The organism is Georgenia yuyongxinii, from assembly GCF_006352065.1.
Classification (GTDB): Bacteria; Actinomycetota; Actinomycetes; order Actinomycetales; family Actinomycetaceae; genus Georgenia; species Georgenia yuyongxinii.
In genome coordinates, this window is record NZ_CP040915.1 from 2,152,940 (window position 1) to 2,168,204 (window position 15,265).

Below are 15,265 nucleotides of genomic sequence, written 5' to 3' on the forward strand. Positions count from 1 at the left end.
AACCTAGCGTCCCCCGTGCAGTTCCGACAAGCGGCCGTCGGCGCTGGTGGCGGGGAAGCGCACAGGTCAGGCGGGGGTGAGATTCTGCTGTCTGTCGGCCCGGCCCGGCGTGTCGTCGGAGTGTCGTCGGACGCCCCCGCCACCGCCGGTGTCCCCCGCTCAGGGGCCTCAGGCTGGACCTCACGTCACACGTTGGACCACGCCACCACCCCGCGCCGCACCAGGCCCATGGCCTCGTGCGCGCGGCGGGCGGTCCGGTCGTTGGGCGCGGCGGTGGCGAGCTGGTCGAGGACGTCCAGGACCTGCTTGCACCAGCGCACGAAGTCGCCGGCGCCGAGCTCGGCCGCGTCGAGCGCGTCCGCCAGGGGCGCGCCGGACGCCCACAGGTGGACGGCGCCGACGAGCCCCATGTCCACCGGGGCGGTCACGGGCAGGCCGTGGAGCCGCTCGAGCTCGGCGAGCCGGTCGCCGATCCCGGCCGTCTCGACCAGGGCCTGGCCGAGGCGGCCGTTCCGGCCGCCGGGCACGGGGCCCGGGCCGCGCTGCTCCGGGGTGCGTGCCTCGTACACGGTGGTCGAGACCACCGCCGCGAGCTCGGCCGGCGTCAGCTGGTCCCACGCGCGGCGCCGCAGGCACTCCGCGAGCACCAGGTCCTTCTCCGCATAGACGCGGGCCAACCATCGGCCGTCGTCGGTGACCTCCCGCAGCGGCGGCTCCCCCGCCGCGCCCGCCCCCCCGCCTGTGAGGTACCCCAGCTCCCCGAGCACGGCGCAGACCCGGTCGAAGTCCTCGGCGATGGAGCCGGTGCGCCGGTGGATCTTGTCGAGCAGCTGCTCCTGCTCCTCGACGGCCCGCTCCCAGCGCTGCGCCCACCGGGCGTGTTCCTCGCGCTCGGAGCAGCCGTGGCACGGGTGCGCGCGCAGCTGGGCCCGCAGCCGGGCGAGCTCGTCGTCCGTGGCCGCGGCGGATCCGGCACGCGGGCCGTGGTCGCCCGCCTGGTAGGGGCGCACCTCACCCCCGTCGCCGAGGCGCCCCTCGGCGAGCGCGTTGCGCAGGGAGGAGGCGAGGTCGCGCCGCTGGGCGGGGTTGCGGGGGTTGAAGTTCTTCGGCACCTTCACGGCGCCCACCCGGCTGACCCCGTGCGGCAGCTCGGTGGTGGTCAGGGTGCGCACCTGCCGCTCGTCGGTGAGGACCCGCAGCTGGGGGCCGTCGAAGCCGCCGTCGATCGTCTCCAGCACGACGGCGTGGGCCGGCCGCCGGCCGCGGGTGTATCCGATCACCGTCCCCCGTCGCAGGTTTTCCATGGAGCCCCGCGCCTGCTGGCGCTGGACGACGGACCGCTCGCGGGAGAGGTTGCCCTCGCGGGCCTTGATCCGACGGCGCAGCTCGGCGTACTCGATGAAGTCGCCCAGGTGGCAGCGCATCTGCTCGGCGTACTGCGCCACGGCGTCGGCATGTCGGCGGGCCTGCCGGGCGAGACCGACGACGCCGCGGTCAGCCTGGAACTGGGCGAAGGAGGTCTCGAGAACCTCCCGGGCCTTGTCCAGCGCCAGGGTGCCGAGCAGGTTCACGGCCATGTTGTACGTGGGGTGGAACGCCGACCGCAGCGGGTAGGTGCGACGCGAGGCGAGCCCGGCGACCGCGACGGGGTCGATCTCCTCGGAGTACAGCACCACCGCGTGGCCCTCGACGTCGATGCCGCGCCGCCCGGCGCGACCGGTGAGCTGGGTGTACTCCCCCGGCGTCAGCTGGACGTGGGCGCTGCCGTCCCACTTCACCAGCGACTCCAGCACCACGGATCGGGCGGGCATGTTGATCCCGAGCGCGAGGGTCTCGGTCGCGTAGACGACCTTGACGTACCCGGCGGCGAAGAGCTGCTCGACGGTCTCCTTGAACACCGGCAGGAGCCCGGCATGGTGGGCGGCGACGCCACGCTCCAGGGCGTGGGCCCACGCCTCATAACCCAGCACGGCCAGGTCCTCGGGAGGCACGGCCGCGCAGGAGGCCTCCACCACCTCGCGGATGGTGGCGGCCTCCGCCGCCGTGGTGAGCCGGATGCCGGCGGCAACGGTCTGGTGCACGGCCGCCTCACACCCGGCCCGGGAGAAGATAAAGACGATCGCCGGCAGAAGTCCGTCCCGGTCCAGCCGCTCGACGACCACCGGGCGCGGCGCCCGGCGCACCCGTCCGGGGAACCGGGCCGCGTCGCGGCCACCGCCGCCGCGGTGGTAGCGGCCCGACCGGCCACCCCGAGGCCCCGTCCCGCCATGACCCGAGCCTCGGCCGGGCGCGTCGCGGGCGCTCCCGGTGCGCTGGGCGCGCCGGATGGCCTCGAGCAGGTCGGGGTTCAGCGGCGGGTCGGCCCGCACCTCGGTCGGATCCACATGGGCGGAGTACAGGTCGAGCAGCCGGCTGCCCACCATCATGTGCTGCCACAGCGGCACGGGACGGATCTCCGAGACGACCACCTCGGTGTTGCCCCGCACCATCGTCAGCCACTCGCCGAACTCCTCGGCGTTGGACACCGTCGCGGAGAGGGAGACCACCTGGACCGCCGGGTCGAGGTGGATGATGACCTCCTCCCACACCGGCCCGCGGAACCGGTCGGCGAGGTAGTGCACCTCGTCCATCACCACGAAGCCGAGCCCGTCGAGCGTGGGCGAGGCGGCGTAGAGCATGTTGCGCAGCACCTCGGTCGTCATCACCACCACCTGGGCGTTGCCGTTGATGGTGGTGTCCCCGGTCAGCAGGCCGACGCTGGCGTTGCCGTGCACCGCGATGAGGTCGAGGTACTTCTGGTTGCTCAGCGCCTTGATCGGGGTGGTGTAAAAGGTCTTGCGCCCCGTGGCCAGGCCGAGGTGGACGGCGAACTCTCCCACCACGGTCTTGCCGGCGCCGGTGGGTGCGGCCACGAGCACGCCGTGGCCTTCCTCCAGCGCCTGGCAACCGCGCACCTGGAAGTCGTCGAGCTCGAACTCGAGCCGCTGGCGGAACCGGGCCAGCTCGCTCCGCTCGTCGCGCTGCCGGCGGCGGGCGGCGGCGTACCGGGCGGCCGGGGAGCGCTCGTCAGCCGGGGTCGTCATTCCTCGAGCGTACGTGCCAGGACCTGGGCGGCGCCCGGATGGAGATCGCACTGCAGCGGCAGGGCGTCGAGCCGCTCGCCGTCGGCGAACGCGACCGGGGGCGCGGCGCCGTACCGGGCGGCCGGCTCGATGAGGACGCTGCGTGCGCGGTGCACCCGCACCGCGGGGTGATTCAGGTGGGTGCCCTTGTAGACGCGGGGGAAAAGGCGCATCAGCTCGGTGCGGGTGAGCCCGTCGGCGATCAGCACGTCCAGCAGGCCGTCGTCGGGCACGGCGTCCGGGGCGATGCGCATGCCGCCGCCGAAGCAGGGGGTGTTGGCGACGGCGACCAGGGTCCCGTCGCCCTGCCAGACCTGCCCGTCCATCGTGACGCGGTACCCGAAGGGCTCGAACGCCGCGAGCTCAACCATGAGTGCGCGCACGTACCGGCCCGCACCGGCGGGCCACGTCATCCTGTTGGCGCGGTCGTTGACGGCGGCGTCGATGCCGCAGGACAGCACCGCCATGTACCAGTGCTCCACGGGACCGCCCGGCCGGGAGACGGCGACGGCGTCCAACGTGCGAACCCCCGGCACGCCGTCAGCGGCGCCCCCCGCCCTTCCGTCCGCGGCGGTGCGATCCCCGTGCCCCAGTGCGGCGACGATGAGTGCCACCGAGGCGGCGACGTCGTGCACAGGCAGGGCGAGGTCCCGTGCGACGTCGTTGCCGGAGCCGACCGCGACGATGCCGAGCGGCACGCCGGTGCCGGCCACCACGTTGACGCCCAGGTGCACCATGCCGTCGCCACCGACGACGACGAGGGCGTCCAGACCCTGCACCAGGCCGGTGCGTGCCCGGGCCTCGGCGGTGTCGGCGTCGGGGCCGGAGAGGTCGAGGGCCGTCAGGCCGGCGCGGGACAGGCCGGCGCGCACCGCCTCGGCTGCCCGCGCGCCCCGCCCCTTCCCCGCGGTGGGGTTGACGACCACGCCCACCCGGCCGGTGCGGGGGCGTCCGTCCTCTCCCGTCACAGGCCGGCGGCCGCGTCGGCGGCGTCCTGAGCCGCGCGGCGCTTGGCGACCCGACGGTCGCGCAGGAAGCTGATGCCGACCGCCCCGAAGTACAGCGCGCAGATCGGCGCGGCCATCGCGATCATCGACCACGCGTCGGGCAGCGGGTTGGCGAACGCGGCAAACACGAAGGCGCCGATCACCGCCCAGCGCCACGCCTTGAGATAGGTCCGCCCGGAGACCACGCCGAGGAAGTTCAGGCCGACCATGATCACGGGCAGCAGGAAGGCGACGCCGAACGCCAGGATCACCCGCATGAAGAAGGTGAAGTAGGTGCGCGCGTCCATGAGGTTCAACGCCATGGTGGGCGTGAACGAGGTGAGGATCTCCACCGCGTGCGGCAGCACCCACCACGCCATCGTGCCCCCGGCCACGAAGAGCAGCGCGCCGGAGATGATGAAGGAGAGCGAGTAGAGCCGCTCCCGGCGCGTCAGTCCCGGGGTCACGAACATCCAGAGCTGGCCGATCCACCACGGGCTGGAGATGAACAGGCCGAGGAAGATCGAGACCTGCACCTTGAGGTCGAAGGCGGACCCCACCGTGCCGAAGTTCAGCGCGGCCTCACGGCCCTGCTCGGTGATGACCTCCAGAGGCGCGGTCATCGCGCCGAGCAGTGGGTCGTACAACAGCCACCCGACGACGGCGCCGACGATGATGCCCAGCGCCGCCCACATCACCCGTCTGCGCAGCTCGCGCAGGTGGTCGCCCAGGGGCATGCGCCCCTCGGGGTTCTTCTTGCGGGAGTGTGCGCGGTCCGTCGCGCTCACCGTCAGGGCTGCGGCGGCGGGTTCTGACCCGGCTGCTGGGGTGCCTGGCCGGTGTGGGGGTCCTGCACCGGCGGCGGGTAGACACCCGGCTGCGCGGCCTGCGGGTAGGCGGCCGGCTGCCCGGGCTGCGGGTAACCAACCGGCTGCTCGGCCTGCGGGTAGCCAACCGGCTGCCCGGCCTGCGGGTAGCCAACCGGCTGCCCGGCCTGCGGTACACCGGCCGGGGGCACCTGCGCGCCCGGGTAAGGCGGGTAAGCGGTCTGCGGGGGCTGGCCACCGGTGGCGGTGTAGGAGGACGCGCCGTCGTCGTCCTCGCGCAGCTCCTTGACCTCCTTCTTGAAGACCTTGAGCGACTGCCCGATGCTCTTCGCGATGTCCGGGAGCTTCGACGCACCGAAGATCAGCAGGATCACAAGCAGCAAGATGATGATGTGCGTGGGCTGCAGGCCGTTGCGGAACATCGGACACACTTTCGTTCGTGAGCGGGACTGTGCTCCAGCCTACCCGCCCCCACCTAGGACCTTTCGCCCGATCACGCCCGTGCCCGACCGCGGCGCGCAGGAAGCGTGGTGCGGGTGCCCGGCGCCGGTGGAGTGCCGGGTGCGGGTGCAGCGACGGCCAGGTCAGTCGGTCAGGCCGTGGCCTCGCCACCGGCCGCGGGCACGGTCCAGGCGGGCCCGGCGCAGCCGGACCCGCTCGTCGGTGATCCGGGCGCGGGTGGCGCGGGCGGCGTCGAGGGTGGCGGGCTCGCCCAGCGCGCCCGGCGCGTGCACGGCGGCGGGGACCGGGGCGTCGTCGTCCAGGCGGGCCGTCAGCTCCGCGGCCACGGCGAGGTCACGGCCCAGCGCCTTCGCCTGGCGCCAGAGCCGCAGCGTCAGGAGCGCGCCGGTGCCCAGCGCGGCCAGCACGAGGAGAATCCAGACGAGCCACCACATGCCGGTCAGGATAGGTGCTCGTAGGCGGCGAGCGCGGCACGGGCCCGTACCGCGGCGTCGTGGGCGGCCTCCGGCGGCTGGACCGACCGCACGGCCGGGCCCAGGGAGAGCACCAGGTTGCTGAGCCAGGCGGCGTCACCCACGAGCAGGCGCACCCGCAGGGCGCCGTCGGGTAGGTCCTCGACCTCCTCCACCGGGGTGTGCTCGGCCACCCACCGCGCCTGGGAGGTGAGCTCGAGGGTGAGCTCGCGGCCCTCCTCCCACGGCTGGGGCTCGATGAGGTCAGGGTGGTCTGCGGCCGGGGTGGTGAGGACGTCGACGTCGAGGATCCGGTCGAGCCGGAAGGTACGCGGTCCCTGGGCGCGGTGGCACCAGGCCCGCAGGGACCAGGACGCGCCGTCGGAGCGCAGCTCCACGGGGTCGACCTCCCGGTCGGTGACCACGTCGGCGGCGGAGACGTACCGCAGCCGTAGCCTCCGGCGCTCGGCCAGCGAGCGCCGCACCGCCGTGAGCGTGCCGACCGGTACCTCGGCGCTGACACGGACCTGCACGGCGGCGGCCTGGGACGCGGCGTCGCCGGTGGCCCCGGCGAGCTTGGCGATGGCGCTCTCCAGGGCGTCCGGCGACGCTGCGACTCCGCTCGCGACGAGCTCACGCAGCGACCGCAGCGCGACCAGGAGCGAGAGCGCCTCGGCGGGGCTCAGCCGCAGCGGGCGGTCCATCCCGCGGGCGTCGGTCAGCGTCAGCTCGCCGTGGTCCATCGCCTCGGCGGAGAAGTCGATGAGGTCGTCGGGGAAGTACCCGGGCGTGCCGGCGACCCACAGCAGGTTCACGTCCGCGAGCACCTGCGCCTCGGTGGTGCCGAAGTGGGCCGCGACGTCGGGCACCGGGGCGCCGGGATGGTCGTGCAGGTAGGTCACCAGGGCGAGCAGCCGGGTGACGCGGTCGGCGGTGGTCTCAGCCACGGGCGGTCACCTCGTCCAGCGCCGCTACGGCACGTAGCCGGCCAAGGACCGCGGCACGCAGCTCCGCCGGGGCCAGGACGAGCACCGCCTCGGCGTAGGTGGCGACCTCCTCCGAGAAGGCCTCCAGGTCCGCGTAGGGCACCTCGATGACGTCGCGGTCGGTGAGGGCAGCAGCGGGCCGAGGCCCATCGGCAGAGCTCTTCCCCGCCGGGTCCGCACCTGCTGCACCGGGCAGTGCGCGGGTGCGCAGGGCGGCCGCCCGATCGGGCAGCACGGCCAGGCGGGCGGTGCCGGAGCGGGGCCGTGCGCGCTCGAGGAGGCTCTCGACGTCGGTGTCCGCCGGGACCGTGAAGGCGCCGGGCGCGCCGGTGGCCCGGACGCGTCCAGTGATGCGTGAGAGGCGGAACGCGCGGGGCGCCGCGCGGTCGACGTCCAGGCCCACGAGGTACCAGCCGCGGTCGCGGCTGAGGATGCGCCACGGCTGGACGGTGCGTCGGGCCGTCTCCCCCGTGCTCGCCGCCCGGTAGGTGAACGTCACCGCCTGGCGGGCGTCGATCGCCTCGAGCAGCGGGGCGAAGGCGGCCTCGGGCCCGCGCACGCGTAGCGCGAGGCCCGCGTGGGCGCCCGGGTCGGGCGCGAGGCCGACGGCGCGCAGCTTCGTCACGCCACGCGAGGCGAACGCGCGCAGCGAGGCGTCCTGCCAGAGCTCGGCCGCCAGGGAGAGCACGCCTGCCTCCTCGGGCGTGAAGGCGACCGGGGGCAGGGTGTAGCCGGCGGTGTCGACGCGGTAGCCGACGTCGTCCTCGTGCACGACGCCGTGCTCGACGACGATCGGCACCCCCATCTCCCGCAGCAGGTCCTTGTCGCGCTCGAACATCCGCTCGAAGGCCTCGTCGCTCACGGCGTCGGCGTACCCGTTGACCCGCTCGCGGATCTGGCGCTTGCTCATCCACCTCGGGGTGTGCGTCAGCGCGATCACCAGGTCGAGCAGCCGTTCGGCCGCCTCCACGCGCTGTGCCACGCGCTCACGGTACCGGGCCGCCGGCCGGCGGTGCCGCAGGCCTGGGCATTCGGCGAGGCCGTGACGAGGGCCGTCATCCACGCAGCAGCCGCACGGCGAGCGCGATCATGACGACCCCGATGACGAGATCGAGCACCCGCCAGGTGGCCGGACGGCTCATGACGCGCGAGGCGGCGCGGGCACCGAACCCCAGGGTGGTGAACCACAAGAAGCTGCCGGCCACGGCGCCGGCGGCGAACCACCAGCGCGCCTCGCCGTGCTGGTTAGCGATGGAGCCAAGCATGAGCACCGTGTCGAGGTAGACGTGGGGGTTGAGGTAGGTCAGCGCGAGGGTGGTCGCCACGACCGTCCGGCGCCCTGCCCCGCCGCCCTCCAGCGGGTTCAGGGCCTGCGGCCGCCGGGCCTTCCACAGCGACCGCACGCCGTATGCGGCGAGGTACGCCCCACCGACCCAGCGCAGCACCGTCATCGCCGTCGGGTGGTCCTGCACGAGCGCACCGACGCCGCTCACCCCGACCGTGATGAGGAGCGCGTCCGAGACGGCGCAGATCGCCACGACGAGGCCGACGTGGTGGCGGGTCAGTCCCTGCTTGAGAACGTAGGCGTTCTGGGCGCCGATCGCGACGATGAGCGAGAGGCCGGTCAGGAGGCCGGGGAGGGCGGCGGGCACGCCGTCGAACCTAACGCCGCCCGCGCGTGAAGGACAGCGAATGTTTCTGACGGGCCATTAGCGTTGCTTTATGCAGGTCCGACCCGAGCAGCTCGCCGCACTGGTGGCCATCGTGGACGAGGGCACGTTCGAGGCGGCAGCGCGGCGGCTGTCCGTGACGCCGTCGGCGATCAGCCAGCGCATCCGCGCGCTCGAGACCCAGGTGGGCCAGGTGCTCCTGGTGCGGACGACGCCGAGCCGGACTACCGAGGCGGGCGGCGTGCTGCTCCGCCTGGCGCGTCAGCAGCAGGTCCTCGAGCACGAGGCACTGGCCGCGCTGTCAACCGGGGACGCCGGCGAGGCCGCCACCGCCGGGACCATGGACCTGGCGGTGGCGGTCAACGCCGACTCGCTCGCGACGTGGTTCGCGGAGGTCCTCAGCACGTGCGCTTCGTGGGGTGACGTGACCGTGCGGCTGCACGTCGAGGACGAGGGCCACTCCGCGGCGCTCCTGCGCACCGGGGAGGTCCTGGGAGCGGTCACGTCCGACCCCGTCGCGGTGCAGGGCTGCTCGGTGGAACGGCTCGGGACCATGCGCTACCTCCCGGTCGCGACGCCGGAGCTCGCCCGGCGCTGGACGAAGGGACGAGGCACGGACTGGGCGCGGATGCCGGTCGTGCGGTTCAACGCCAAGGACGACCTGCAGCACAAGGTGCTCGCCGCCCACGGGGTCACGGGCACGCCACCGACCCACATCGTCCCCACTTCGCAAGGATTCCTCGCTGCCGTGCGGGCGGGGCTGGGGTGGGGTGCGGTGCCCGAGGCACAGCTCGGCGACGACCTCGAGACCGGTCGCCTGACACGGCTCAGCAGCCGCGACCGCGTCGACGTCCCGCTGTACTGGCAGTGCTGGCGCATGCGCTCCCAGAGCGTGGAGCGCATCACGGAGGCCGTGCGGGTCGCGGCGGCGTCCCTGCACCGCTGACGTGGCGCGACCCCGGGCTAGAGTGCGCGTCACCTGCGAGCGTTGGAGGCAGCTCCGTGCGGCACACACCCCACTTCCTGCTGGAGGACGTCGCCGAGGTCAAGCGGCTCATCCGGGAGAACCCATGGGCGACGCTGGTGAGCCACACCGCCGCGGGCCTCGTGGCCAGCCACTACCCGGTGGTGCTCGAGGACGGTCCGGCGGGCGAGATCAGCATCGTCAGCCATGTCGGCCGGCCCGACGAGGTGGCGCACGAGCTCGGCGCGGGCGAGGTGCTTGTGATCATCCAGGGGCCGCACGGCTACGTCTCCCCGAGCTGGTACCCCGAGGGTGACCTCGTGCCCACCTGGAACCACGTCACGGCGCACCTGTGGGGCACACCGGAGATTCTCTCGGCCGAGGAGAACTACGCGGTCCTCGAGGCCCTGGTCGACCTGTTCGAGCAGCGGATGCCGCGGCCGCGGAGCCTGCGCATGGACGAGGACCAGAGCCGGCGCATCGCCACGGGCACGGTCGGGCTGCGGCTCCGGGTGACCCGGTTCGACGCGCGGGCGAAGCTGAGCCAGAACAAACCCGCCGACGTCGTCGCCCGCATCATCGAAGAGCTCGAGACGGACCGGCCGTACGCGAACGCCGCGCTCGCAGGCGAGATGCGGCGGTTCCACGGCGGCTGATCGGGAGCTCACCTCAGCGGCGCGGAAGGATGTCGGAGAGCCTGTAGCTGACCGGCTCCTCGAGCTGGTCGTAGGTGCAGGACCGTGGGTCGCGGTCGGGGCGCCAGCGCCGGTACCGGGGGATGTGCCGGAACCGGTTGCCCTCCATGTGGTCGTAGGCGACCTCGACCACGAGCTCGGGGCGCAGCGGGACGAAGGAGAGGTCCTTGGTCGCGTTCCACCGGCTCACAGCACCGGGCAGCCGGTTCTGCGGGTGGGCCTCCTGGTCGGCCCAGGCACCCCACGGGTGGTCGGCGAGGTCCACGTCCCGGTAGGGCGCCAGCTCGTCGAGCAGGCTCTTGCGCCGGGCCATCGGGAAGGACGCCGTCACGCCCACGTGCTGGAGCTGCCCGTCCTCGGTGTACAGCCCCAGCAGCAGCGAGCCGACCACGCCGCCGGTCTTGTGCCAGCGGAAGCCGGCGACCACGCAGTCCGCGGTGCGTTCGTGCTTGATCTTGTACATCGCACGCTTGTTCGGCTGGTAGGTGCTGTCCAGCGGCTTGGCGACGACGCCGTCGAGCCCCGCGCCCTCGAAGGTCTCGAACCACTGCAGGGCCTGGGCGAGGTCCGTGGTGGCCGGCGTGGGGAAGATCGGGTCGGCGGCGTCGTCGAGGGCCTCGAGGAGGAGCGCGCGGCGCTCACGGAACGGCCTGCGCATGAGGTCGTCGTCGTCGAGCGCGAGGAGGTCGAAGCCGACGAAGGAGACCGGGGTTTGCTCGGCGAGCAGCTTGACGCGGCTCGCGGCCGGGTGGATCCGCTGCTGCAGGGCGTCGAAGTCGAGCCGGTCACCGGTGACCAGGATGATCTCGCCGTCGATGACGCAGCGCGCCGGGGTGTTGGCCTTGATCGACTCGATCAGCTCGGGGAAGTACCGGGTCATGGGCCGTTCGTTGCGGCTGCCGAGGACCACCTCGTCGCCGTCGCGGAAGACGATGGTGCGGAACCCGTCCCACTTGGGCTCGGTGTGGCCGAGGTCGGGGACCTCGGGGACCGACTTGGCCAGCATGGGCGCGACCGGTGGCATGACGGGCAGGTCCATGACTCAGTCCTTCTTGGCGCGGCTTGGCTGCACCCGGGCCGGCTCGCCGGGCATCTTCGGGTACTCCGGCGGGTAGGGCAGGTCGCCGTGGCCGGACGCCTCGTCCCGCGCGTACCACTCCAGCAGCGGCGTGAGGTCGTGGGCGACGTCGTCGATGGTGGCGTGCAGGTCCCCGCGCTCGGCGAACCGGGCGGGCATCGTGCGCACGGTGAGGTCCCGGGGGTCGACGTCGGGCAGCTCGTCCCACAGCACCGGTGCCGAGACCGGCGCGTGCGCCAGCGGGCGGATGCTGTAGGCGCTGGCGATGGTGCGGTCGCGGGCGTTCTGGTTGTAGTCGACGAAGATCGTCTCCCCGCGCTCCTCTTTCCACCAGTGCGTCGTCACCTTGCCCGGCATGCGCCGCTCGAGCTCGCGGCCGAACGCGATGGCCGCGTGCCGCACGTCGGTGAACGTCCACCGCGGCTGGATGCGCACGTAGATGTGCACGCCCCGGTTCCCGGACGTCTTGGGGAAGGCGACCCAGCCGAGCTCCTCGACCAGCGCACGTGCCTCGCCGGCGACCGTGACGGCGTCGGTGAAGTCCGTGCCGGGCTGGGGGTCGAGGTCGATGCGCAGCTCGTCGGGATGGTCCACGTCCGCCTGGCGCACCGGCCACGGGTGAAACGTGATCGTGCCCAGGTTGGCCGCCCACGCGACGGCCGCCAGGTCGGTGGGGCACAGCTCGTCCGCGGTGCGGCCGCTGGGGAAGGTGATCGTGGTGGTGGGGATCCAGTCGGGCGCGGAGTCCGGCACCCGCTTCTGGTAGAACGCGTCGCCGCGCGGGTCCGCGCGGGTGGCGCGTTTGGCGCCCTCGCGGACCCCACCGGGCCACCGCTCCAGGGTCACCGGCCGCTCGCGCAGCGCCCGGAGGATCCCCTCCCCCACGCTGAGGTAGTACTCGACCATCTCGCGCTTGGTGATGCCGACTTCGGCGAAGTAGACCTTGTCGGGGTTGCTCACCCGCACGCTGCGGCCGGCCACCTCGATCTCGATCGCCGGTGTCTTCGACGGTGACATGGCCGGAACGCTACCGTGCGGCCTTCGCGCCGGCCCGAGGATCCCCCGCACGCCGATTGGGAGGGACGACGGCGCACCCCGCCGCTCGTCGTCGCGGCCGGTAGCGTGGCGGCCGTGATGATCTGGCGGGACGGCGTCGTGCGTGGCCTGGGGACGTCGTGGACGGGCGCCGTCGAGCTCGACGTCGAGATCACCGTGGCTCCCGGCCCCGACCGTGCGGAGGGCGCCGGTCCCCTGCCACCCGGGTCCCTGCCACCCGGGACGCTGCCGCCCGGGTCCCACGTCCGGGCCCTGGCCTATCCGCGCCTCGTCGGGGAGCCGAGGCTCGGCGACCGGGTGCTGCTGTCGGCAGCGCCGCTCGCCCGTGGGCTCGGCACCGGCGGGTACGCGCTGGTAGTCGCGTTGCCCGACCGGCTGCCCGCGGACCCGCCGCCCGCGCCCGGCCACCTCGTCAAGGCCCGGTACACCCCGCTGCAGGCCATGGTCCTGGGCGCCGACGAGCAGGAGTCGGCGCACCACCACCTCCTGGAGGACGCCGACGACCTCGCCGGGCTGCCGGTGGTGGTGGCGGACCTGCACTCGGCGCTGCCCGCGGTCGTCGCCGGCGTGCGCGCGGCCGAGCCCGCCCTGCGGGTGGCCTACGTGATGACCGACGGCGGAGCGCTGCCGGCCTGGTTCTCCCGCACGCTCGCCGGGCTGCGCGAGGCCGACTGGCTGTGCGGCTCGGTGACGGTGGGGCAGGCGTTCGGCGGCGATGTCGAGGCTGTCTCGCTGCACTCGGGGCTGCTGGCGGCGCGGATGGTGCTGGGAGCCGATCTCGCCGTCGTCGCGCAGGGCCCAGGCAACCTTGGCACGGGCACGCGGTGGGGGTTCTCTGGCACGGCCGGCGGGGACGCGGTCAACGCCGTCGCGGCCCTGCGTGGGCGCCCGGTGGCCGCGCTGCGAGTCTCCGGGGCAGACCCGCGCGAGCGGCACCTGGGCATCTCGCACCACTCGCTCACCGCCTACGGCCGCGTGGCGCTCGCCCCGGCCGACGTGGTGGTGCCCGCCTTCGACGCGGGCACGGACCTGGAGCAGTCCCTGCCGGAGGGTCTCCCGGCGAAGGTGCGGGCCCAGGCGGCCGCGCTGGCCGCCCCGGCCGGCATCCACCGGCTGGTGGAGGTCACGACGGCGGGGCTGGCCGAGGCGCTCGCGACCTCGCCCGTGCGCCTGTCCACCATGGGTCGCTCACTCGAGCAGGACCCCGCGGCGTTCCTCGCGGCCGCGGTGGCCGGGGTGCATGCGGCGCGGCTGGCGGACGTCGCAGACGCCTGGCGATGACATCTCACCGACAAGATGACATCTCACGGAGAAGATGACATCTCGCAGGCCGGGGTGGGTGGGCGCCGCTAAAAGCGGGGCTCGTGCAGGGCCACCAGCGTGGCGAGGCGCCGGGACTCGGCGACGGCGCGCGCGCCGTCGGCTCGCTGGATCGCCATGACCGCGAGCGTGTCGCCGTCGGTGAGGTCGAGCTGGACCCAGGGGCTGCCTTCCCCGAAGTTGACCGACACGATCTCCGTCCATTCCACGGCGCGGGTGTAGATGAAGTTGCGCACCGTCAGACCGGCCTGGTCGGGCAGGGCTCGGACGGCGCCCTGGCGCCACAGCAGCCAGAGGATGCACGCCGCGAGCAGCACCATGCCCGTGTGGTCGGCGAGGGTGAAGGTCACCCCCGGCATCTGGGGCACCAGGATCATGACCAGCGCCGTGCCCACGACCGTCAGCACACCGAGCACGATGGCGACCCGCCGGGCGGCGCGGGGCCGGAACGGCAGGTGCAGCTCGGCGGCCGTCGTCATGTCAGACGCGGCAGGCGTGGATCGAGGTGACCAGGATGGCCCGCGCGCCCACGTCGTACAGCTCGTCCATCACCTTGTTGGTGACGTCCTTGCGGACCATCGAGCGCACCGCCGACCACTTGCCGTCGTGCAGCGGCGAGACGGTCGGGGACTCGAACCCGGGGGTGATGGCCACGGCGGCCTCGAGGTGCTCGTTGGGCACGTCGTAGTCCATCAGGACGTACTGGCGGGCCACGAGGACTCCCTGGAGGCGCCGGTCGAGGATCGTCAGGCCGTTGGAGGGCTCCGCCTCGCCCGGCTTGCGGATGAGCACCGCCTCTGAGCGCAGGATCGGCTCCCCGAAGGTGGCCAGCCCGGCGGCGCGGAGGGTGGAGCCGGTCTCCACCACGTCCGCGACGACGTCGGCGATGCCCAGCTGCACCGAGGACTCCACCGCACCGTCCAGGTGCACCACCGCGGCGTCCACGCCGTGCTCGGCGAGGTAGTCGCCCACCAGCACGTCGTAGCTCGTGGCCACCCGCTTACCGTTCACCTGCTCGAGGCTCGTGATCTCCCCGGCGGGCGCGGCGAACCGGAAGGTGGAGGTCGCGAAGCCGAGCGGCCGGTGCTCGACGGCCTCGACGCCGGAGTCCAGCAGCAGGTCGCGCCCGGTGATGCCGACGTCCACCGTCCCGGAGCCGACGTAGACGGCGATGTCCCGCGGGCGCAGGTAGAAGAACTCGACGTCGTTGGCCGGGTCGGCGAGCACGAGCTCACGGCCGCCCGGGCCGCGCTGACGGTAGCCCGCCTCGCTGAGCATCTCGGACGCGGGCAGGGACAGCGAGCCCTTGTTGGGGACGGCGATACGCAGCACTTCAGCTCCGGTTCGGGGCGCGGACGGTCGGGGGGCGGGCCGGCTCACAGGTGACGGTAGACGTCGTCGAGCGTGAGCCCCTTGGCGATCATCATCACCTGCAGGTGATAGATCAGCTGGCTGATCTCCTCGGCCGCCGCCTCGTCGCTCTCGTGCTCGGCCGCCATCCACACCTCGGCGGCCTCCTCGACCACCTTCTTGCCGATGGCGTGGATGCCCGCGTCCAGCTCGGTGACGGTCCGGGAGCCCTCCGGCCGGGTCGCGGCCTTGTGCTGCAGCTCGGCGAAGAGCTGGTCGAAGGATTTCACGGCGCCC

Annotated in this window: 16 protein-coding genes; 3 read left to right on the forward strand and 13 right to left on the reverse strand. The window is 73.4% G+C overall.

What is annotated here, in order from left to right; translation table 11 throughout:
• Positions 1-185: 185 nt before the first annotated feature.
• The 8 genes from FE374_RS09760 to FE374_RS09795 all read right to left on the reverse strand — a co-directional run bounded on the left by FE374_RS09760 (position 186) and on the right by FE374_RS09795 (position 8,487).
• Positions 186-3,083, reverse strand: a complete 2,898-nt coding sequence (locus FE374_RS09760) for a DEAD/DEAH box helicase (protein ID WP_139928626.1) — start codon at positions 3,081-3,083, stop codon at positions 186-188.
• On the reverse strand, positions 3,080-4,090 hold the full coding sequence (locus tag FE374_RS09765) for a diacylglycerol/lipid kinase family protein (RefSeq protein WP_139928628.1): 1,011 nt from the start codon (positions 4,088-4,090) through the stop codon (positions 3,080-3,082). Before FE374_RS09765 ends, FE374_RS09760 begins: the two co-directional genes overlap by 4 nt.
• Positions 4,087-4,896: a twin-arginine translocase subunit TatC gene (gene tatC, locus FE374_RS09770; RefSeq protein ID WP_230978231.1), complete on the reverse strand. Its 810-nt coding sequence runs from the start codon at positions 4,894-4,896 to the stop codon at positions 4,087-4,089. The genes FE374_RS09765 and tatC overlap by 4 nt, the downstream gene beginning before the upstream one ends.
• Positions 4,897-4,898: 2 nt before the next feature.
• Positions 4,899-5,357, reverse strand: coding sequence for a twin-arginine translocase TatA/TatE family subunit (gene tatA, locus FE374_RS20195; RefSeq protein WP_139928630.1), 459 nt, complete (start codon positions 5,355-5,357; stop codon positions 4,899-4,901).
• A gap of 162 nt (positions 5,358-5,519) precedes the next feature.
• Positions 5,520-5,831, reverse strand: coding sequence for a hypothetical protein (locus FE374_RS09780; protein WP_139928632.1), 312 nt, complete (start codon positions 5,829-5,831; stop codon positions 5,520-5,522).
• A gap of 5 nt (positions 5,832-5,836) precedes the next feature.
• Positions 5,837-6,796 carry a helix-turn-helix transcriptional regulator gene (locus FE374_RS09785; RefSeq protein ID WP_139928634.1) on the reverse strand — a complete coding sequence of 320 codons (960 nt, stop codon included), beginning with the start codon at positions 6,794-6,796 and terminating at the stop codon, positions 5,837-5,839.
• Positions 6,789-7,817, reverse strand: coding sequence for a helix-turn-helix transcriptional regulator (locus FE374_RS09790; protein WP_230978232.1), 1,029 nt, complete (start codon positions 7,815-7,817; stop codon positions 6,789-6,791). Before FE374_RS09790 ends, FE374_RS09785 begins: the two co-directional genes overlap by 8 nt.
• 73 nt (positions 7,818-7,890) lie before the next feature.
• On the reverse strand, positions 7,891-8,487 hold the full coding sequence (locus tag FE374_RS09795) for a LysE/ArgO family amino acid transporter (protein ID WP_168205654.1): 597 nt from the start codon (positions 8,485-8,487) through the stop codon (positions 7,891-7,893).
• A 70-nt stretch (positions 8,488-8,557) separates the two neighbouring features.
• Here FE374_RS09795 and FE374_RS09800 point away from each other — a divergent pair, with 70 nt between their 5' ends.
• Both FE374_RS09800 and FE374_RS09805 read left to right on the forward strand, forming a co-directional pair.
• A complete protein-coding gene (locus FE374_RS09800; RefSeq protein WP_139928636.1) occupies positions 8,558-9,451 on the forward strand; it encodes a LysR family transcriptional regulator ArgP in 894 nt (297 codons plus the stop codon).
• 56 nt (positions 9,452-9,507) lie between these two features.
• On the forward strand, positions 9,508-10,125 hold the full coding sequence (locus FE374_RS09805) for an FMN-binding negative transcriptional regulator (RefSeq protein WP_139928639.1): 618 nt from the start codon (positions 9,508-9,510) through the stop codon (positions 10,123-10,125).
• A 13-nt stretch (positions 10,126-10,138) separates the two neighbouring features.
• Here the strand turns inward: FE374_RS09805 and FE374_RS09810 are convergent, their stop codons facing one another.
• A complete protein-coding gene (locus tag FE374_RS09810; RefSeq protein ID WP_139928641.1) occupies positions 10,139-11,203 on the reverse strand; it encodes an ATP-dependent DNA ligase in 1,065 nt (354 codons plus the stop codon).
• A 3-nt stretch (positions 11,204-11,206) separates the two neighbouring features.
• On the reverse strand, positions 11,207-12,259 hold the full coding sequence (gene ligD, locus FE374_RS09815; RefSeq protein ID WP_139928643.1) for a non-homologous end-joining DNA ligase: 1,053 nt from the start codon (positions 12,257-12,259) through the stop codon (positions 11,207-11,209).
• 114 nt (positions 12,260-12,373) lie between these two features.
• Between ligD and FE374_RS09820 the strand changes: the two genes are divergently transcribed.
• Positions 12,374-13,579, forward strand: a complete 1,206-nt coding sequence (locus tag FE374_RS09820; RefSeq protein ID WP_179957303.1) for a DUF3866 family protein — start codon at positions 12,374-12,376, stop codon at positions 13,577-13,579.
• Positions 13,580-13,647: 68 nt separating this feature from the next.
• Here the strand turns inward: FE374_RS09820 and FE374_RS09825 are convergent, their stop codons facing one another.
• Genes FE374_RS09825 through FE374_RS09835 form a run of 3 tightly spaced genes read right to left on the reverse strand, consistent with a single transcriptional unit; the run spans position 13,648 to position 15,258 of the window.
• The gene (locus tag FE374_RS09825) at positions 13,648-14,097 is read right to left on the reverse strand and encodes a PH domain-containing protein (protein WP_139928645.1); all 450 of its coding nucleotides are present in this window, start codon (positions 14,095-14,097) and stop codon (positions 13,648-13,650) included.
• 1 nt (position 14,098) lies between these two features.
• Positions 14,099-14,950: an ATP phosphoribosyltransferase gene (hisG, locus tag FE374_RS09830; RefSeq protein WP_139928647.1), complete on the reverse strand. Its 852-nt coding sequence runs from the start codon at positions 14,948-14,950 to the stop codon at positions 14,099-14,101.
• Between the two features lie 44 nt (positions 14,951-14,994).
• The gene (locus FE374_RS09835) at positions 14,995-15,258 is read right to left on the reverse strand and encodes a phosphoribosyl-ATP diphosphatase (RefSeq protein WP_139928649.1); all 264 of its coding nucleotides are present in this window, start codon (positions 15,256-15,258) and stop codon (positions 14,995-14,997) included.
• Positions 15,259-15,265: the final 7 nt, after the last annotated feature.